The organism is Deltaproteobacteria bacterium (assembly GCA_012522415.1).
Lineage (GTDB): Bacteria > Desulfobacterota > Syntrophia > Syntrophales > JAAYKM01 > JAAYKM01.
In genome coordinates this window covers 1-19,263 of record JAAYKM010000030.1, presented here as the reverse complement: position 1 = coordinate 19,263, position 19,263 = coordinate 1, and the positions used below count along the sequence as shown (strand labels likewise).

The window sequence follows — 19,263 nt, the reverse complement described above, 5'->3', positions numbered from 1 at the left end:
GGACAGGAGCGACACCTTGAGCATCATCAGATACTGTAAATGCTCGGCTGCAGTGTGTTCCATGTTTTTCCCCATGGGACCGACGAAACCGTAGCAGAGTAAAACGCCGAGAAATGTGCCGACCAGGGCGGCCCCGATATGGTGTCCCAGAATTTCCGGCGGTTCACCGATCTTGCCCATCGTGATGACGACGCCCAGAACAGCGGCGACAATTCCCAGTCCGGGCAGTGCGTCGGCGACGAAATTGACGCTTTTGGATGGAGCAGTCAGCTCCTCCGTGTACACGTCCAGCTCGTTTTCCAGGAGAGCGTCCAGTTCGTGGGGGGCAATCGTTGTGGTGATGACGGTCCGGAGGGTGTCGGTGATCAGGTTGATGGCCCGTTCGTTCTTCAAAATTTTTGGGTACTTACTGAATACGGGGCTTTCCTCCGGATAGTCCACGTCCGATTCAATTGATACGAGTCCCTGCTGGCGGATCTTGTAAAATATGCTGTTCAGCAGAAGGAGCGCCTCCAGGTAGTCGTCCTTTGACATCTGTTTCCCCACGAAGATCCCCATCGAGGCCCCGATAATCTTTTTGACGAGTTTCAAGGGAGAGGCAATGAGTAACCCGCCGATGGCGCCGCCGCCGATAATCAGCAGTTCCGTCGGCTGAAACAGGACGGATAAATTCCCGTGGGCAAGGAGATAACCTCCGAAGACACAGGACAGGACAACGAGGAAACCAATGACGGCAATCATAGAAATTCTTTCTCACCTCTTTTGGCCCGCAGGATTTCTCTTTCCTTTTCAAATACGAATCTGACGATTTCATTCCGGATATGATCGTCCATATCCAAAAACCTCAGGGCAAGACGGTGCTGGTTTCCGCTCTTGACAGAGGATCGCACCTCGCCGTAGAGCTGGACGGCCACCGGAGGCAGCGAAAAAAGGATGATTTTCACTTCCATCAGGGTTCCCACCGCCGCATCGGCATCGGCAAAGAAATCCATCCCGTTTGCGCTGATGGTAACAGGTTTTGACGGCAACGCTTCAAAGCCTCCCTGGTATATGGCAATCATGCGCATGATTGCATCCAACTTGGTGTTGATCGTTTTCAGCCACACGGATAAATGGGCGTCCCCAATTTCGGGTAAAGTCGAGAATTCACTGTAAAGCGGTTCCCCAAACAGTTTTGCCTGTGGGAGGGGCTGTTCTTCAGGGGAGCATATCCTGGAAGCGAATGGGAGCATGGCGTATACGCGGGAATATTCCCTTTTATTATCCTCTCCTTGTCTTTTGTTTTCTGTTCTCATCCTGTCATTTTCTCCTCACATGCTTGTTCCCCTGGCCGGAGGGCGTTTTTGTTCTCTGTCCGTCGTGAAACAGGGACCGCCTGTTTCCTGGATTGATGGTGAAGAAATGCCTGCAAGAGTAATACCGGATCGATATATCCCGGTGCCCAGGGATTAAAAAAACCCCGCAACGGAAATATTCAGCTTTCAGGAACGGTTCGAGAGCCAAGGAAGCGATGGGGGACAGCCCTGGTCGGGAAGGACGGGGAAGACGGGTGCCAAATATTTGGCTGCCTTGAGAGAGGCCGGGACGATCGATGGGCCTTCCTCCCGTTTACCCGAAGGGGAAAGGGTATGGCATGATTCTGGTATGTAAATTGTGGCTTAAGCTGGACAATGACCCCGTAGCGGCAGAGGGGGTTACGTCTGGCGCCGCAATTTCAAGATTGATGAAAGGCATTTAATCCGTCATGGAACCGATTATGGCTGACTCAGGAGCGGGCTCGCTTCCGTCTTCATGGATGAGAAGGTCTTCGCTGATCCCTCTGTGTCTGGTTCTCTGGCAGATGGTTTTTTCTCACGCTGCCATGGCCCACGGCCAGGAAAAACGGGCAGGAGGTCATTACCTCGCTGTTTCGATTTGTCGGGATCAGGCGATGGCCTTTTCCGCGGTATCGCGACTAAAAGAGCAGGGATCCCGCGCTTTCTATCGGGAAAACCGGCAGGGAGGGGCAATCCAGTATACGGTCGTATCGGGCCCTTACCCGACGGAGGCCGGCGCAAACGCGGATGGGAAAAAACTCAGGGAGAACGGTCTCGCCGATTCGGTGAGGATCGTCGGTTCTTCTGCCAAGAGGATCGTCGCACAGGTGGAAAGGAGGTCCTCCTCGATTGCCCCGACCTCTGCCCATAAAATGAGGAATCCCCCGGTTCGAGCACGGGCCCTGACGGCAAAGAACAAAACAGGGCCTACCCGGTCAATACAGCCGGCGATGATCGCTTCACCTGCAGACAAGCCTGCCCGGATCGTAGAGTCATTAACGGGCGAAAAAACAGGGGGCACCACGACCGGATCCGTCTCCCCGCCGGAAGTCGGGGCGCCGCCCACGATTCCCGAACCTGCGTCGGCCGCACCCATCACGCCGTCGCAGGAAACGCCCCCATGGCCCTATTTCGATGAGGCGATGCAGGATTTCCGGAAGGGACGGTACGCAAAAGCCCGGCCCGTTTTCCGGGCTATCGCAGCGCGGCATGAAATTGCGTCCCTCTGGCGTGAGCTTGCAGAGAGGCGTCTGGCTGACTGTAATTATTTTTTGAAGGAAAGCAACAGCAACGAGGTTTTATCGGAAATCGTCTATCAGTACAGGAATCTCCTTTTCAAATATCCCGATGTCAGGAACGGGAACGATCTGGCCTACTTTCGGATGGGACAGTTGTACAGGGCCATGGGGCTTTATGCGGACGCCGCTGACGCGTACAGGAACCTTCTGACGAAATATCCCGGTTCTTCCCTGGCGGAGGAAGGCCTCTACCAGATGGGGGAAGTCTTCCGGTTGGATGAAAAGTATGCCGAAGCCGCTGACACCTTGCAGGCGTTTTACACGACATATCCGGCAAGCGCCTTGTCCCGGCCGGCGATTTTCGCTTTGGCCGACACCTGTTACCGTATGGGGCGTTCCCGTGACGCCGATGTATGGTACGGGAATGCACTTCAGCGCTGGCCCGACCTGTATGGTTTGCCCGACGACATCTTTTTGAATACGGGCTATCATTTTTTCCACACCGGAAAATACCGGGAGGCCTTTCAGGTGTTTTCCTACTTTTACGGCCTGTACCCGCAGAGCCGTTACGCGCCTTTGGCGGCCCGCGCCATGGGGCGAAGTCTTGTCGGAACGGGGCGGGTGGCTTCCGCGGTGCGGCTCCTGAGTGTGGTTCTAAGCAAAGAAAAGGATAGGAAAGAAGCGATCAAGACGAGGCTGCTTCTGGCGGAGCTGGGCGGCAGCCATCCGGGAGCTGTCACGTCGATTTGTTTTCGGGATGTCGAGCATTACCGGGAACCGCTCTTGAGTTGCAACCGGATGATTTCTGAATTGGAAGGGGATGTCCTCACAGAGGAGGTGTTGTATCGGAGAGGCAAAATTCTGAAAGCTGGGAATCGCTTCCGGGAGGCCTTCGACAACTACGCCGTGCTTTTGCGCCTTTATCCCGGGAGCCCACACCGGATCGCCTGTCAACGGGACATGGAAGCGAACCGGAATATCCTCGTCGGAGACTATTACGTCAAGGGGCACCATCTGGATATTGCGGACCTATACTTTACCGAGAGCGGATTCCGCTACCACCGGGACTGGGATGTTTTGTTCAGGATCGCGGACAGTCTGAAACAACTGGGCCTTTATCGGGAAGCGGCCACGGTTTTTCAGGATGTGAAGAACACTCAGGAGTATGGGGATCCGGACAAGCTCGATCTGGCCATTGCGGAAACGGAAATGAAATCGGGAAGGATCCGGGAGGGCCGGTCCCGACTCAACGTCCTGCTGGCGCAGAAACGAACCGATACCGTCACGGCCAAAAAAGCCCACCGGATGCTGGCTGATTCATATTTCCTCGAAATGAACTATGAGGCCGCCATTGCATCCTATGAGTCAGCCATGCCTGTTGACCGGGGGGAGATGGGGGCGGCTCTTTCCCTGTACCGTTATGCCGATGCGTTGAAAAGGCAAGGACGGGATGGCCCGGCTCTCCGATACTATCAGGAGTCCCTCGATGCCGCCAACATGGATGCGTCGCCCCCGTCCGTGTCGTTGAAGGGCGAATTGCTTCTGAATTTGGGCGAGATGTATTTGGGCGCCGGGCAATACGAAAAAGCGGTTCCCCTGTTGATGCAGGCACTCGCCGCAATGCCGAAGGGGACGGATCAATGTTGGGCCCTGTTTCGCCTGACCGGGGGGCACCTCAACCTGAACAACCCCGATCTGGCGGAGACGTTTTCAGGGCGGATAAGGGAAAACACGGAAGACCCTTTCTGGGAAAAAATGGCTGATTATTGTCTGAATGACGGGATATGGTTTGCCACGTACGCGGACTTTCTCACATGACGAGACCTGCCGGAGAACGGGGGTGTCGTCACGCGTTTGACAGGGGAAAAGGATAAGGATATGGAGGAAATTCATCTCTTGAGAGAATCCTTTGACGCTTTTCAGCGGTCCTCTGCGCGACTGGAGGAAGCATACGCCCTCCTTCAGGAAAAAATAGCGCGGTCAGGCATCGAACTGGAGGAGAAGAATGCCGAGTTGACACGGATTATTGCCGAGCGCGAGGGCATGAAAAATTATCTTCAGCGCATCCTGGAAAGCCTGACAACGGGGGTGATGGTCACCGGTGCGCATGGCGGGATCAAGATCGCCAACCGTACGGCCCGGCATTTACTCGGAATCGGGTTGTCGGAGCCCCCTGGCTTGGTAAGTCAAATATTTGACGACGCGGATACGGCTGAATCCCGTACAGGGCCGGGCCGCCCGCATCGCATCACCCTGCACGGGCGGGAGCTTGAAGTATACGCGGCCGCCATTCCCGCTGCCGCAGGGGCGGGGGGAGATAAGGTCTGGGTGATCCATGACATCACGGAAACCCTCAGACTTGAAAAGCAAACCCGCCACCTGGAAAAAAACACCGCCATGCTGGACATGGCGGCCCGGATCGCCCATGAAGTCCGAAACCCTCTCGGGAGCATCGAGCTTTTCTCGTCTCTTCTGATGCGGCATACCCGTGAGCCCAGACAGCGGGAATGGCTGGATCAGATCATCCGGTCCGTAAAGAAAATCGACCACAAGATCGATGAACTGCTGCAGCATGCCAGGACGGTGGAGCCTCTCATGGAGATGGTAAATCTCCATGAGATTCTCAGGGATCTTCTGCTTTACTCCGATCGGATCGCCGATGGCGGCCATGTCTTTCTCTCCGCGGAATATGCCGTGCGCGAACCCCTCATCCGGGGAAATCCGGCGATGATCCGCCGGATTTTTCTGACCACGGTGCTCAATGCCCTGAAAAGCATGCCCGAAGGAGGACATGTTTTGATCAAGACAGAGATTCAGGATGAAGGCGGTCCCGAACCGGCCGTTCAAATCAGTTTTTCCGAAACCGGGATGAAAGCCTGCGGGGACCCCATGGGCCTTTTTTTCAATTCTGACGAAGAGGACGAACGGCTCGCAGGCCTGAATTTTGCCCTGATTCGCAAGATCATGGATCTGCATCAGGGATCCTTGCGGGCGGAGAACGATCCGGGCGGTGCGGTTTCGTTCAGCATGGTTTTCCCTTTGGCGGCGGTGCGGACCAAGGTGCATAAAACGGAAACGGGTGGTCGATATGATCGATAAAGGAAGACGAATTCTGATTGTCGATGACGATCCGTCCATGCGGCTTGCCTTGTCCGAAACACTGGAATCATGCGGCTACGAGGTCGAATCGGCTGACAATGGTTCGGAGGCGTTGAAGAAGTTTCAGGGCCGACCCTTTGAAGTGGTGGTGACCGATATGCGCATGCCGCGTATGGGGGGAATGGAGGTTCTCAAGGGTGTCAAAAAAATATCACCCAGAACGCCGGTTATTCTCATTACCGCTTACGGGACCGTCAGCACCGCTGTGGAAGCCATGAAAGAAGGGGCTTCGGAATTCATTATGAAACCTTTCTCCCTGGATGATCTTCAGGGGGTGGTCAAAAACGTTCTGGCAAACAGCCCGGCCAGGATGAATGAGGCCGCGTCTCCGGACATATCCGGTTCCTCGAGGATGGACATCATCACCCAGGCCGCCAATATGACTTCCCTGCTGGCCTTGATGCGAAGCATCGCCAAAAGCAAATCCAGTGTGCTGATTCAAGGTGAAAGTGGAACAGGCAAAGAGCTTTTCGCCCGGTATATCCATCGTCACAGCACGCGGAAAAACCGGCCCTTCATTGCCGTCAACTGTGCCGCCATTCCCCACCACCTGCTGGAAAGCGAGATGTTCGGCCATGAAAAAGGGGCCTTTACCGGAGCGGTCCAGAGGAAACCGGGGCGGTTCGAGCTGGCCCATGGGGGCACGCTGCTCCTTGATGAAATCGGGGACATGGATATTCAATTGCAGGCCAAACTCCTGCGGGTGCTTCAGGAAGGGGAGGTGGACCGCTTGGGGGGGCGGGAGCCGACGCCCATTGACGTAAGAATCATCGCCACCACCAATGCGGACCTAAAGAAAAGAATCGAGGAGAAAAAATTCCGCGAGGATCTGTTCTACCGCCTGAACGTGATTCCTGTGCATATTCCGCCGTTACGGGAGAGAAAGGGCGACGTGGCGCTTCTGAGCGAGTACTTCCTGAAAAAGTACGGTGGGATCAACGAGAAAAAAAAGCCGGTCTTGTCGGCTGGAGCCATGCAAATCCTCGATGCGCATCCCTGGTCTGGTAATGTCAGGGAATTGGAACACGTGATCGAACGGTCCGTTCTGATCTGCGATGATGAAATCATCCTGCCCGAACACCTTTATATGGACGGTCCCATCGGACCGGCGCCGACGGAAGCCGGAACGGGGGCGGAGCCTGTTCCGGAGCTTGACGTCCGGACCTGTCCAAGCGGTCCCGTTACCCTCAAGGAGATGGAAAAATCGATGATATTTGCCGCTTTGAACCGGGTGAACGGTAACCGGACAAAAGCCGCCAGGATTTTGGGTATCAGTGTCCGGACCATGCGTAACAAGCTTCAGGAGTACGGGGGGGAAGGGATCGCCTCTCCCTGTGATCCGTAAACCCGATCCCGGGTCAGACGTCGACGTTGGTATGTTGCTTGCAAAATAATCAACGGTAAGAAAATGAAGAGGAGAGATTGTGGATTTTCTTTTCGGCAAGACGATACCCATGTTGTCTTCCGTGCTCAGTTACCGTGCGGAGCGGCAAAAGCTGATCTCCGCCAACGTCACCAATCTTGACACGGAAGATTACCAGCCGCAGGAGCTGCATTTCAAAAACCGTCTCCTGGCCGCCATGACCAAGGAACAAAGCGTCAATGTGGTTCGGACCGACAGGAAACATTTGCCTATGCCTCAGCCGTCGGGGAACGAATACAAGGTGGAGGCGTCGGCTGAGAAGGTGTCTCTGGATCAGGAAATGACCCACCTCGCGGAAAACCAGTTGATGTACAACGTGACGGTCGAGATTCTGGCCAGAAAATTCAGGAACATCAGTACCTTCCTAAAGGATGTGAGATAAAATGGATTTCACGACAAACTTCAAAATTTGTGCTTCAGGCCTGACGGCCCAACGGGCCAAGATGGACGTGATCACCAGCAACCTTGCCAACGCGGGAACGACCAAAACGGAGGCGGGCGATCCTTATCGGAGAAAGATGGTTGTCCTCAAGGCGGAAAACATCGAAGGGTCCTTCGATAAAGTTCTGCGTGGCGCTCTTTCCGAGGTGCGGGTCGATCAGGTTACGGAAGACCCGTCGCCCATGAAAAGCGTCTATGATCCGGCCCATCCCGACGCGGACGAAAAGGGTTTTGTGGTGATGCCGAATGTAAACGCCATCACGGAAATGGCGGATATGATCAACGTGGGCAGGAATTACGAGGCTGTCGTAACGGCTTTTGACGCCACGAAGAGCATGGCCTTGAAAACCCTCGAGATCGGGAAGTAAAAACAAGGGGGAAGGGTAAGGAGAAAAACATGAGCGACATGATCATCAGGAATCAGCCGATCCAGGCTGGTGACGGCGCTGTCCCGACGGGATCTGTTGCGCCCGCGACCGGCGGGGGTTTCAAGTCCGTTCTGAAAACGGCCATACAGGATGTGAATCATCTCCATCTCCAGGCGGACGACGCCGTTGCCAAACTGCAGGCGAACAAGGGGAGCATGCATGAAGCATTGATTGCCATGGAAAAGGCGAGTCTTTCCTTCCAGACCATGGTGCAGATCCGAAACAAGATTGTTGAGGCCTATCAGGAGGTCATGCGCATGCAGGTGTGAATCCGGTGCCGCGGCCCGCGCGGCATACGGATATCACCGGCCCGTCACTGACAAGGGAAATCAATGGATACAATATCCCAACTCGTCAAAAACCTGTGGACAGGATTCTCCGCTTTGCCCGTTTCGCGGCAATTGACCCTTCTTATAGTCGTTGCGGTCACCCTCGCCTCCGTTTGGGGGCTGGTCTACTGGGTAAACCAGGCGGATTACAAGGTTCTTTTTACCAATCTTTCCACCGAGGATGCCTCGGGTATCGTAACCAAACTCCAGGAAAAAAAGATTCCGTATGAGCTGTCCGGAGGGGGGAATACCATTTCCGTGCCATCGGGCAAGGTGACGGAAGTTCGCCTGGAGTTGGCTTCCCTGGGATTGCCCCAGGGCGGTGGCGTCGGTTTCGAAATCTTCGACCAGAAGAACCTCGGCGCCACGGAATTTGAGCAACAACTGAATTACCGGAGGGCCCTCCAGGGGGAATTGGCCAGAACGATCAGCAGCCTGGAGGAAATTGAGCAGTGTCGGGTCCATCTGGCCCTGCCCAGGGATTCCCTCTTTGTCGAAGAACAGAAAAAAACGACCGCATCGGTGACCATAAAGCTGAAGGGGGTCCGCAATTTAAGGCCCGATCAGGTTGAGGGCATCGCTCACCTGGTGGCGAGCAGTGTCGAGGGTCTGGACCCGGCGGACGTTATGGTCGTGGACGGCAAGGGGAATATTCTGTCCCGGAAACAGGATCATTCCCGTCTGGGAAAGATGACCGCTTCCCAGGTCGAATATCGGGTGGGTCTCGAAGGGGATATGGCCAACCGTATCCAGACCATGCTGGAGAAGGTTGTCGGGCAGGGGAAGGCCGTGGTTCGGGTGGCCGCCGATCTCGATTTCAGCGTGACGGAGAAAACGGAAGAAATTTACGATTCCGAATCGCCCGTCATTCGCAGTACGCAGAAACAAACGGAGAAAAGCACGCCGTCGGCCGGCGCGGTCAACCCCAGATCCGCCGAGGAAAAGCTCGATGAAGTCATCAATTATGAAATCAACAAGACGGTCAACAAGACGGTCATGCCCGTGGGAGAAATTCAGAAATTATCGATTGCCGTTTTAGTCGATGGCACCTATGTGAAGGACAAAAAGGGTGAGGAGGTCTATCAGCCCCGGGATAAAAAGGATCTGGACAATATCGCGGAACTGGTGCGAAAATCGGCTGGATTCAGCGCAGTCCGCGGAGACCAGGTGGTGGTGACGAACATGCCTTTCCGGACATCGGCTGAAGATGAATTCCATGCGCCGATTCCCTGGACGCAGCATGTTTCCGGCTTCACACCCTATTTCAAGTATCTGGTCATTCTCGGCGTGACGATTTTCCTCTTCCTGTTCGTACTGAAACCCATACTGGGCTTGGTTGCCGATCTCGGAAGGAGTCAGCCGGCCGAACCCAGGCAGGCGGGGGCGGATCAGCCTTCCGAACTGCGGGGTCAAGCGGCGACACCGATGCTGGCGAGTCCCCTGAAGGAGCGACCGATGAACGAAACGGAGCTGACCAGGCGGCTTGCCGATGCCGACGCCAAGAGGTTTGCGGAACTTCTCCGGAACTGGATTCGCTGATTTGTCAGGTCGAGGGCAAGAACAACAAAACTGAAGGGCCATTCCCGTTATGACCAATGAAGAAAAAGCCGCCATTCTGCTTTTGTCCCTGAAGGAAGATACCGCAGCCCAGGTCATGAAAAACCTGCGCCCTTCGGAGATCAGGCGTATCGGCAGGTATATGAACCGCATATCGGATATTTCCTCGGAGACCCTGAACGCCGTAGCAAAGGAATTTTGCACACTTGCCCGGGAGAAGGGGGGAACCATCTCGGTTGGGCACGAGCAACCAAAAAACATTGTAATCAAGGCCCTGGGAGAAAAAGCGGCCCAGGATATCATTGCCGACGTCGAAAATGCCAAACGGAATGACAATCCTATTATCGAAAAACTCCAGGATATCGATCCGAAGATTCTGGTTGATTTCACGCGAACGGAACATCCCCAGACCATTGCCCTGATTCTGGCCCACCTAAAACCGGATCAGGCGGCGCAGATCCTCGACGATTTTTCGCCGCCGATGCAATTTGAAATCACCAGAAGGATGGCCACACTCAAAAGTGTGCCCTACGAGTTCATCGAAGAAGTCGCAAAGACACTGGAGAAGGAAATCGTGATCGGCCAGGGGGGGGACCAGCAGATCGGCGGCCCCGAATTGGCGGCGGAAGTGTTGAACCGCCTGAACCGGGCCAATGAGAATTCGATCATGATCTCGCTGGAAGAAACGGACCCTGAACTGGCCATGCAGATCCGTAATTTCATGTTCACCTTTGAAGATGTCTTGAAACTCGACGACAAGAGTCTGCAGGAGCTGCTTCGTGAAATCAGCGGCGAGGATCTTGCGCGGGCTCTGAAGCTTGTCGATATGGACCTCCGGGAGAGGATATTCAAAAACATGTCCAAACGCGGTGCGGAAATGCTCAAGGAAGACATCGAGATGATGCCGCCCATCCGCCTGTCGGAAGCGGAAGCATGCCAGAGGACCATTCTGGAAGTTACAAAGCGTCTGGAATCGGAAGGGAAAATCACCGTATCACGAGGAGATGAACAGGATGAGTTCATCTAAGGGGGTCATCAAATCTTCCGCCGTCAAGGTTGTGGAAAGGGTACGCCATGCGGATTGTTCCGTGAGCCCAGGCGCGACGTTCCAGGTCAACCCCCTGATACCGGGTGCGCAGAAGAGCGGGGTCGGACCGCCCCAGGAACGGGAGGCGGAAATGGAGGAGAGAATTGGCCTGGCAAAGCAGGACGCATACCAAAAGGGGCTCGCCGAGGGAGTGAACAAAGGCATTGCCCTGCAGAAAGAGGAGGCCCGGCGCATGATCGCGGCGGTCACGGACCTGATGGGAAAGCTGACCCGGTTGCGTCAGGATATGATGGAACAGGCGGAGCAACAAATTATGGGGTTGAGCTTTGCCATTGCGGAGAAGGTCATTCATCGGGAAGTCAGGCAGGACAGGACCGTGGTGGCTTCCGTTCTCCGGGAAGCGGTCCGGAGCGTGACAGAGCGGGACGGCATGAAGGTCCGCCTCAATCCCCAGGATTTTCATTATATTACGGAAATAAAAGAAGATTTTCTGAGAGAAATGGATGGGGTGAAAAACATCGTCTTCGAAGAGGATCCCGGGATCAAGGCCGGAGGGGTGATGGTGGAGACCATGTTCGGCGAGGTGGATGCACGGTTGGAACAGCAGTTTGATGAAATCAGGTCCGGATTCGGTGTGGCCGGCTAGGCTTCAGGAGGACCGAATGTTTACGGATTTTGAAAAATACCACCGTATTCTGGAGCGGATCAATCCGATTCGTGTCAATGGCAAGGTAAGCGAGATCATCGGCCTTGTTGTGGAAGGTCATGGGCCGGCGGCGTCGATCGGCGAGGTCTGCGGTATTTATCCGACGGGAAGCGATAAACCCGTGAATGCGGAGGTCGTCGGGTTTCGCAAGGGGAAAGTTCTGCTTATGCCCCTGGAAAATATCCGGGGCCTGGGGCCGGGTTGCCGCATTGTCGCAATTCATAGAAAGGCGAGTATTCGTGTGGGGAAGGCCCTTCTGGGCCGGGTTATCGACGGGATGGGCAATCCGATCGACAATCGGGGAGCGATTCGGTGCGATGAGGAATACCCGATTTACGCGGACCCGGTCAACCCACTGAAACGAGGCCGTATCCGGGAACCCATGGATCTGGGGGTGCGGGCTATCAACGGCTTGCTGACTTGTGGCAGGGGACAGCGGATGGGGATCTTCGCCGGTTCGGGCGTGGGGAAAAGCGTTCTGCTCGGTATGTTCGCCAGGCACACCAAGGCGGACGTCAATGTGATCGGCCTGATCGGCGAGAGGGGGCGTGAGGTTCGGGATTTCCTGGAAAAAAACCTGGGCGCCGAGGGTCTGGCCCGGTCCGTCGTGGTCGTAGCCGCATCGGACACACATCCTCTCGTCAGGATGCGGGCGGCCTACGTGGCCACGACCATTTCCGAATACTTCCGGGACCAGGGACGCGATGTCCTTTTGATGATCGACTCGCTGACACGCTTTGCCATGGCCCAGCGTGAAATCGGTTTGTCCGTTGGTGAACCGCCGACGACAAAAGGGTACACGCCGTCCGTGTTCAGCCTGCTTCCCAAGCTCCTGGAGCGGGCCGGTAGTATCGAAGGGGGGGGGAGCATCACCGGTTTGTACACCATTCTGGTGGAAGGAGACGACTTCAACGAACCCATCTCGGATGCGGCGAGGTCCATTCTCGATGGCCACATCATCCTGTCCCGTGAACTGTCCAGCAAAAATCACTATCCCGCCGTGGATGTCCTCGGGAGTATCAGCCGGGTTATGATCGATGTTGTGGATGAGGAACACCGTAGGAAAGCCGGCGAGCTGCTCAATATCATGTCGGTCTATCGCAATGCGGAAGATATGATCAATATCGGGGCCTATGTCAAGGGCAGCAATAGGGAAATCGACCGGGCCATTGAGATGATCGACCGGATCAATGCATTTCTTCGCCAGGATATCGAGACGAAAATCACCTTTCAGGAATCCGTTCGGGATCTGGATGCCCTGTTGGAGCCCTAGACCATGTTTATCTATAGTCTGCAATCCGTTTTGGAATATCGTCAGAGCATCGAAAAGGAAAAGCTGACGGAATTTTCGGATGCGGAGCGAAATTTACATGATGAAAAAAGACGGCTACAGGAGATAGGGGAACATCGTGCAGAACTGGCAGGTGATTTAAGGGCTTTGCAGGACAAGGCGTGTAACAGCAGGGATATCGTCCTGATCCTGAAGTATTCGGAAGAGCTGCAGAGAAGGGAGCAGCGGCAGATGGAGATTGTTCGGGAAGCCGCGCTCGTGTTCGAGGAAAGACGAAAGGACCTCCTGGAAGCGGTCAAAAAAAGGAAGATGATGGAAACACACAAGGAACACCGGCATCAGGAATACAAGACAGACCTGATCGCGGCGGAACGCCGGGAAACGGACGATATGTCCATTCAGCGCTTCAGCAGGAGGGGGTCGTGAAAAAGAATAGAATCATGGTAACGGCCATGATTGTGGCGGTTCTGTTCGTGAAGCTCTTCATGACGGGTGGGTTGCTCCGTGGGCTCTCTGGGATCGATACCCCCTCTCTCATGCTCAGGGGGGCTTTGGCGGAAACGCCCAAAACCCGGCTTGCAACCGTTCCGATAAAGGATGTGCTGGAGGATCCTCTTTTACAGGAACGCGCCCTCATGAAGGTCCTTGAACGCAAGAGTCAGGAACTCGATAGCCGGGAGAGCCGGCTGTTGGCGGAGGAGCAGCGGATTCAGGTCTTGAAACGGGAAATCGTGGAGAAAATCGATGCATTGCAGGGTTTGGAGGATCGGCTGGGGACGATGATGGACGAAGAGAAAACCTCCGAGAGCAAAAAATACAAGGATTTGGCCAGGGTTTATGATTCGGCGCCGCCCGAAAAAATCGCTTCGATGATTGAACAGATGGATGTAAAAACCGCTGCGGGTATCACGATGAACATGAAACGTGACAAGGCCGGGGCCGTGCTGGGGTACCTGAGTCCCCAGAAGGCGGTTGAAATCACGAGGCAAATTACACGCTCCTCCGCCGCAGAGAGGCCTCGTCCATAGGGCGGGCTGACCAGGGGGCTGGAAACGGGAAGGAGGGGGGTGGCTTTACCGCGCATACTCGACACGAAAAACGGTCAGGGGTTTTTCCCTCCCCTTGACATGGAGAGGCGGAAGAGCCGTGAAAGCCGTAAGGCCCCGGACGTCCGTACCCGCTTCATCGATGGCCTCTTTCACCGCCCGGGTGACGAGAATTTCATCATCACCCGCCATGGATTCGATGCGCTGCGCCACATTGACGGCGTCACCGATGACGGTATAGTTAATATGATCATCGGAGCCGATATAGCCGGCGACCACGTCCCCTGTGTTGATCCCGATGCCGATTTTTAGTTCAGGCCACTGTTTATCGCGTCTCGCCCGGTTCAGGAGACGCAGTTCCTCAATGATCTCGATCGCCGCTTCGACGGCGCGAACCGGATCATGGGCATGGGAGATCGGGGCGCCGAAAACAGCCATGATGCCGTCTCCGAGCAGCTTGTCCAGGGTTCCCTCATTCCGGAAGATCGTGGGGGTGATGTGCGAAAAAAAGTCATTGAGAACATCGACGACCGTTTCCTCGTCGAACCGTTCCGATATCGCGGTGAATCCACGCAGATCGGCGAACAGGATGGTCGCCCGTTTCCGGTCACCCCCCAGTCGCAGGATTCCCTTTCTTTTCAGAATTTCCCTGGCGACATTTTTGGAAAAAAAGCGGCTCAGTAAAAAACGCTGGTTCTCTTCCCTGAGCATCTGCGAGTAGAGGCGGGACAGGACGGCGGACGTAACGATTTGATCCGCCACCAGACTGAAAAAGCTGATCTGGTTTCGATCGAAACGGGTGATTGACGGGAAGAGGAGGTTCAGCACACCGATGGCCTGGCCATTGTGGGACAGGGGGACGCTCAGCAGGGATTGTCCCCCGTCATCCTTTTCCGCTTCCGGGGAACATGGCCCGGCGGCGTTTTTCATGAAGGCCGACTGATTCTGTGTGAAGGCCTGTTCCGCCGTTTTATGGCAGAGAGACTCGTAATCCCGGTGAGGATGGGCATGGGCCGGGTCATTGAGAAAGGCCAGCATCTCAAGCCGCTGTGTTTTTTCATTGAAGAGCATCAAAGAGACGTGGGTCACGAAGAAATATTTTCTGATGACCTGAAGTTGCTCCCTGAAAAGGGCGATTCGGTCCGACACGCCCGTCAAGCGAAGCATGTCCACGAGTTCTCTGATCACGGACAGTTCCTTGATCTTGTTTTCATAAAGGTCCCTCATTTTGAGGTACTGTTTTTTAAACAGTTTCTTTTCATCCATGGTGGATGGGCGGCTTTTGTTCGGGGTTTTGTTTTCCCTTCTCATTTTTTGCTGTCCTCATCGATGTAGGGTGTGGACGCCGCATTTTCATCGATGATGTTTTTGGCTTCCTGGACCATGGCTGCGAGCACGTCCTCGTCGAATGGGTCGAACAGGCGGGCAAGCGACAACCAGTGGCCGTATGTCATGCCGTGGTTCATGCGATTTTCGTCTGTCGGTGCGTGGCCGGTTTCCAGGGCCCGGTAATAGAGGTAATTGGCCAGACCCGTTATGGCGGCGAGTTCATGGTGGTCCGGTGCGTTAAACGGCTGATGGTGATACCCGATGGCCTGTACCAGCGTTTCCGGCAGGTTCCAGCGGAAGGCCAGCGCACATCCCGCCATCGCATGATCCATGCCGTAGGCTTCTTCCTCCACTTCAAACAGGGAGTGTCCCTGCGTGTCCGCTTCCTGATAAGTATTTCTGTACATGTCCGTGAAGTGATCGATGAAAAAGATCTTTCCGACATCATGCAACAACCCGGCCGAGAAAACGCCTTCGTCCATTTTGCCGGGCAGCCGCCGGTAGAGGTGCTTGACAAGCAGAGCCGTACACAGAGAGTGATGCCAGAGGTGCTGCGGGTTGATAATGTTTCGCAGATGCCTTGAATCGAAAACCCTTGCCGCCGCCAGGCCGAAGGCGATATCCAGGATTTCATTCGTACCGAGAAGGGAGATTGCGTACTTTACGGAGCTGATCTTCTGTGGATGGCCGTAAAAAGCCGAGTTGACCGTCCTGAGTAATTTGGAGGTCAGGGCCGGATCTTTCATAATGATATTGGCCAACTCGGTTCCCGAGGAATAGGGGTGAGAGGCGATACTGAATATCTGGCTCGCGACGGCGGGCAAAGTCGGCAAGTCTTCGGATGCGTTGAGCAGGGTGGTGACGCGATTCCTCATGATGTCCCTTTGGGCCATGCCGGATTCGAGTTCCATTTGCTGCATGATCGTGCTGAAATGGTGCTCCGCTTCCGAGGCGGGAGGGGGTTTCGTCTGATCGTCTATCATCCTTCCTAAAACCGGCGCAAGGGGGGAATCGAAGGGCAGTCGCGCGAGAAATTCCCTCTGGTTCGCCTGGGGGACCTGGCTCAGACCGAGCCAGAGCATGTCCGGGGTCATATGGAGCAGTCTGTGGAATATACGCCCCCGGCCCCTGATAAAGCAGAGTTGAAGGGGGGTCCATTCGTTGATGTCGGGGGACAACGACGCCGGGATGGAAGGCACCGTTGCCCCGGTTTTATGGGCGTCAGGGACATGACGGTTGGCGGTTTCATCCCTGGCGATGGTTGTCAGATAAAGGAGCCTGTCGAGAGTCTGTCCTTCTTCCGGGAAAATGGCGTAACCGCAGGTGACCAGGATATCCTTGTCCAGCATTTTTTTCAGGCCCCGCAGAGCCTTTTGTTTGATGGGGCCGACACCCTGCATGTCTGTGGCGAAACCTAGCAGGATCAGGCGGTTGTCATCGAACCCGATCAGGGTGTCGCTTTCCCGGAAAAAATCAGCCGCTTTTTCCCCCATATCCCCGAGCATGGAGGGATAAATGGTATTGGGTGTCCCGGCTTCCACATGAAACACCAGAATGGACATGCTGCTCCGGCTGCGCAGGACCTTACTGAGCTCTTCACGGATGCGGCGGTCACTTTTTTTGGGGATCAGGTAGGGGGTGCCGGCGTAGGGTATGACCGGTTCAACCATGACGAGACAACCCGTTTGGCTCATGGCCTGTTGCGCCGTTTCAGCATGGTTCCGGGTATCGAAAACCTTGATCACCCGGGGCACGCTGGTCAAAAGCGGGCGGATCTCATCCACCGTGAGACCGATTTCTTTCTGAAGGGAATGGGCGACCCTTTTGAGTGGGGCATCGGGGGTAAAACCCTGTAGTATGAGGCGGTAACGAAGATCGTTCATTGTGTCAGCCCGTTTTGTAAAGATTCTGTGCAGGCAGGCAAACTTCCTCGTAGAATCAAAGCGCTACAACAGACCGTAAAAGACGTGATCCTGATCGGGAACTATAGAAAATAAAAAACAAGATGTCAAGAAACCGGCGGGGAACCTTCCTTTGGAGCCGTTTCCCCGGGCCCGTATCAATCATCATCGGACCCCATGTCGATTCCCGGGGCATGGTCGTATCCGTAGGCTTTGATGATTCCGCCGCCTTCCTCTCTCGCTTCGCCGATGAGCCGCTCCGCTTCGAAGATCATTCTCTCGGGTATGCAAGGCGAGATGCGGTCGTAATGAATCACCGCGATGCTGGCGCTGAGTTTTTCGCCCGCCTCGAGTTGCTCCAGCCCGGCGAACTGATAGTTTGCAATGAAGGCGAGAAGCCGCCGGGCCACGATGAAAGAATCCTCTTCCGTTGCATCGGTCAGAAGAATGGCAAATTCATCGGTCCCATACCTGACCAGGATATCGGAACCCCGTGTGGTTTCACGCAGAAAATCGGCAATGCTCTTGATGCAGACATCGCCGTTGTCCTCGCCGCCGATCCGGAGGAAGTCGTTGAAGTGATCGATGCCCGCCATCAGCATTGAAAAAATGATCTGGTGACGGTCGGCGCGACGGATCTCCTGGGCCAGACGAATCTGGAGATAGGAACGGTCGAACAGACCGCTTTGCACATCCAGCAGACCAAGTCGCATGGGATAAGGTTTTTCGAGATAACGGATCTGTTTGAGCAACCCCTCCCGGGTAAAATAGTCTTTATGGAGCAGCAGCTCGATCTGGCCTACGAGACCGAGTCTTTCCCCCATGGAGACCTCTTTCCCCGTCAGGATGATAATGGGGACATCCGTCGTGTCGAGATCACCCTTCAGGGTGGAGAGCAGCTCGAAGTAACCCAAATCGGATACCACCATGTCCAGAATGACAAGATCCCGCTTGTCGGCGAGCGCCTTGTCCAGGCCGTCCTTACCGGATTGGGCGCAGATGACGTTGTAGCCTTCTCCCGTCAGCGTATCCTCCAGGTCCCGCAGGAATTCCGGGTCCGGGTCTATGCACAGGATGTTGTGGATGCCTTTCCTTCTCTGTCCGGTCGTGATTTCCTTCGCGACAGGGAAAACGGGTGTTTCCCCTGCTGATGGCTCTGAGGCGGAAGCGGCGGTCGGGGTGTCCGCTGCGTCCTTTGCCTCCTTTTCCGGTGTGCGAATTTCACGGATGGTCCGGAGGCGGCAGCGATGGATCATCTGGAGGAAAAACCAGGCGGCCTGGTGTTCGACGATTTCAGCATGGGAAGGTTTTACGGACATGATTTCCGCGGCGCTGACGCCGCTTTCGGGAAGGCAAAAAACAAGGTCGGGTGTGGTCCGCATCGCTTCGGCAAGATCCGTAAAGACGGGGATGTTCCTTGCCGCGGCCGGGTCAGACCCGGGAAATTCATCGTTCGGATCGACCACGCCGACAAGAACGACACCGGGTTCGTCGAGGATCGTATTGAACAACTCCGTTCCCAGTTCACCCGCGCCGACAATCATCACCTTGGTCGTGCCGTTTTGCTTCATCGGTGGTACCGTCCTCCCCGCCCCCGGAGACAGGCCGTAAAAACGGCTCTGCGCCATGCCATGCGTCGCAAACACTTCATATCACGAATCCCCGTGAAAATCTTCTGTTTCATACGAATAAGCAATAACGATGCCATTTTGTCGATCTGATGCTTTTCCGTTCCCCCGGCGTGATTTGAAAGCATGGCCCATACGTTCGTATGTCGGAGAATCTTTCCGTACCCTGCACCGGAAAGGGCGGAATATTTTTCCCACGGTCATGGTGAAACCTCTGTCCGTTAATTTGTAATTATCTGATATATATAAGCAATTTTTATTAGCGTGTTGATGGCGCGGCTCTTGCTTATTTCCATTCAAAGCCTGAAGCGGAGAGACCGGGATGAGTCATGTCATCATGCAAAATATGGGGAAGCCGAACACCGGTGTGATTCCTGAAGGACCGGGGACCGGTCCTGCGAAAAATACGGTTTTCCGTCCGGG

At 55.1% G+C, this 19,263-nt stretch carries 17 protein-coding genes; 12 read left to right on the top strand and 5 right to left on the bottom strand.

What is annotated here, in order from left to right; genetic code table 11:
- Positions 1-741, bottom strand: a 741-nt coding sequence (motA, locus tag GX147_02540) for a flagellar motor stator protein MotA (protein ID NLN59587.1), incomplete at its 3' end; no start/stop codon positions are given.
- The gene (locus GX147_02535) at positions 738-1,295 is read right to left on the bottom strand and encodes a PilZ domain-containing protein (protein ID NLN59586.1); all 558 of its coding nucleotides are present in this window, start codon (positions 1,293-1,295) and stop codon (positions 738-740) included. The genes motA and GX147_02535, both read right to left, overlap by 4 nt.
- Before the next feature lie 461 nt (positions 1,296-1,756).
- On the opposite strand from GX147_02535, the gene GX147_02530 reads away from it, so the two are divergent.
- The 12 genes from GX147_02530 to GX147_02475 all read left to right on the top strand — a co-directional run bounded on the left by GX147_02530 (position 1,757) and on the right by GX147_02475 (position 13,964).
- The gene (locus GX147_02530) at positions 1,757-4,372 is read left to right on the top strand and encodes a tetratricopeptide repeat protein (GenBank protein NLN59585.1); all 2,616 of its coding nucleotides are present in this window, start codon (positions 1,757-1,759) and stop codon (positions 4,370-4,372) included.
- A gap of 60 nt (positions 4,373-4,432) precedes the next feature.
- Positions 4,433-5,653 carry a hypothetical protein gene (locus GX147_02525; GenBank protein NLN59584.1) on the top strand — a complete coding sequence of 407 codons (1,221 nt, stop codon included), beginning with the start codon at positions 4,433-4,435 and terminating at the stop codon, positions 5,651-5,653.
- Positions 5,643-7,058, top strand: a complete 1,416-nt coding sequence (locus GX147_02520) for a sigma-54-dependent Fis family transcriptional regulator (GenBank protein ID NLN59583.1) — start codon at positions 5,643-5,645, stop codon at positions 7,056-7,058. Before GX147_02525 ends, GX147_02520 begins: the two co-directional genes overlap by 11 nt.
- A 79-nt stretch (positions 7,059-7,137) precedes the next feature.
- Positions 7,138-7,518, top strand: a complete 381-nt coding sequence (gene flgB / locus GX147_02515) for a flagellar basal body rod protein FlgB (protein ID NLN59582.1) — start codon at positions 7,138-7,140, stop codon at positions 7,516-7,518.
- A 1-nt stretch (position 7,519) separates the two neighbouring features.
- On the top strand, positions 7,520-7,945 hold the full coding sequence (gene flgC / locus GX147_02510; protein NLN59581.1) for a flagellar basal body rod protein FlgC: 426 nt from the start codon (positions 7,520-7,522) through the stop codon (positions 7,943-7,945).
- A 29-nt stretch (positions 7,946-7,974) separates the two neighbouring features.
- The gene (fliE, locus tag GX147_02505) at positions 7,975-8,274 is read left to right on the top strand and encodes a flagellar hook-basal body complex protein FliE (protein ID NLN59580.1); all 300 of its coding nucleotides are present in this window, start codon (positions 7,975-7,977) and stop codon (positions 8,272-8,274) included.
- A gap of 63 nt (positions 8,275-8,337) precedes the next feature.
- Positions 8,338-9,873, top strand: coding sequence for a flagellar M-ring protein FliF (gene fliF / locus GX147_02500; GenBank protein ID NLN59579.1), 1,536 nt, complete (start codon positions 8,338-8,340; stop codon positions 9,871-9,873).
- A 49-nt stretch (positions 9,874-9,922) separates the two neighbouring features.
- Entirely contained in the window at positions 9,923-10,918 is a 996-nt protein-coding gene (fliG, locus tag GX147_02495) for a flagellar motor switch protein FliG (GenBank protein ID NLN59578.1), read from the top strand.
- The gene (locus GX147_02490; protein ID NLN59577.1) at positions 10,905-11,585 is read left to right on the top strand and encodes a hypothetical protein; all 681 of its coding nucleotides are present in this window, start codon (positions 10,905-10,907) and stop codon (positions 11,583-11,585) included. The genes fliG and GX147_02490 overlap by 14 nt, the downstream gene beginning before the upstream one ends.
- Before the next feature lie 16 nt (positions 11,586-11,601).
- Positions 11,602-12,918, top strand: coding sequence for a flagellar protein export ATPase FliI (gene fliI, locus GX147_02485; GenBank protein NLN59576.1), 1,317 nt, complete (start codon positions 11,602-11,604; stop codon positions 12,916-12,918).
- A 3-nt stretch (positions 12,919-12,921) separates the two neighbouring features.
- Complete coding sequence (fliJ, locus tag GX147_02480) at positions 12,922-13,362, top strand: flagellar export protein FliJ (protein NLN59575.1); 441 nt, start codon at positions 12,922-12,924, stop codon at positions 13,360-13,362.
- Positions 13,359-13,964 (top strand): hypothetical protein, encoded by a 606-nt coding sequence (locus GX147_02475; GenBank protein ID NLN59574.1) that lies wholly within the window; start codon positions 13,359-13,361, stop codon positions 13,962-13,964. The genes fliJ and GX147_02475 overlap by 4 nt, the downstream gene beginning before the upstream one ends.
- Before the next feature lie 45 nt (positions 13,965-14,009).
- On the opposite strand, the gene GX147_02470 is transcribed toward GX147_02475, so the two are convergent.
- The 3 genes from GX147_02470 to GX147_02460 form a co-directional block, all read right to left on the bottom strand.
- Positions 14,010-15,293, bottom strand: coding sequence for a GAF domain-containing protein (locus GX147_02470; GenBank protein ID NLN59573.1), 1,284 nt, complete (start codon positions 15,291-15,293; stop codon positions 14,010-14,012).
- Complete coding sequence (locus tag GX147_02465) at positions 15,290-17,194, bottom strand: HDOD domain-containing protein (protein NLN59572.1); 1,905 nt, start codon at positions 17,192-17,194, stop codon at positions 15,290-15,292. The genes GX147_02470 and GX147_02465 overlap by 4 nt, the downstream gene beginning before the upstream one ends.
- Before the next feature lie 176 nt (positions 17,195-17,370).
- A complete protein-coding gene (locus GX147_02460; protein NLN59571.1) occupies positions 17,371-18,858 on the bottom strand; it encodes a diguanylate cyclase in 1,488 nt (495 codons plus the stop codon).
- Between the last annotated feature and the right edge of the window lie 405 nt (positions 18,859-19,263).

Excerpts from the sequence above, each read along its gene's own strand:
- GX147_02530 (NLN59585.1), top strand. The coding sequence starts at position 1,757 with ATGGCTGACTCAGGAGCGGGCTCGCTTCCGTCTTCATGGATGAGAAGG.
- fliE (NLN59580.1), top strand. The coding sequence starts at position 7,975 with ATGAGCGACATGATCATCAGGAATCAGCCGATCCAGGCTGGTGACGGC.
- GX147_02520 (NLN59583.1), top strand. The coding sequence starts at position 5,643 with ATGATCGATAAAGGAAGACGAATTCTGATTGTCGATGACGATCCGTCC.
- GX147_02490 (NLN59577.1), top strand. The coding sequence starts at position 10,905 with ATGAGTTCATCTAAGGGGGTCATCAAATCTTCCGCCGTCAAGGTTGTG.
- GX147_02465 (NLN59572.1), bottom strand. The coding sequence starts at position 17,194 with ATGAACGATCTTCGTTACCGCCTCATACTACAGGGTTTTACCCCCGAT.
- fliG (NLN59578.1), top strand. The coding sequence starts at position 9,923 with ATGACCAATGAAGAAAAAGCCGCCATTCTGCTTTTGTCCCTGAAGGAA.
- GX147_02535 (NLN59586.1), bottom strand. The coding sequence starts at position 1,295 with ATGAGAACAGAAAACAAAAGACAAGGAGAGGATAATAAAAGGGAATAT.
- flgC (NLN59581.1), top strand. The coding sequence starts at position 7,520 with ATGGATTTCACGACAAACTTCAAAATTTGTGCTTCAGGCCTGACGGCC.
- GX147_02525 (NLN59584.1), top strand. The coding sequence starts at position 4,433 with ATGGAGGAAATTCATCTCTTGAGAGAATCCTTTGACGCTTTTCAGCGG.
- fliI (NLN59576.1), top strand. The coding sequence starts at position 11,602 with ATGTTTACGGATTTTGAAAAATACCACCGTATTCTGGAGCGGATCAAT.
- fliJ (NLN59575.1), top strand. The coding sequence starts at position 12,922 with ATGTTTATCTATAGTCTGCAATCCGTTTTGGAATATCGTCAGAGCATC.
- GX147_02470 (NLN59573.1), bottom strand. The coding sequence starts at position 15,293 with ATGAGAAGGGAAAACAAAACCCCGAACAAAAGCCGCCCATCCACCATG.
- fliF (NLN59579.1), top strand. The coding sequence starts at position 8,338 with ATGGATACAATATCCCAACTCGTCAAAAACCTGTGGACAGGATTCTCC.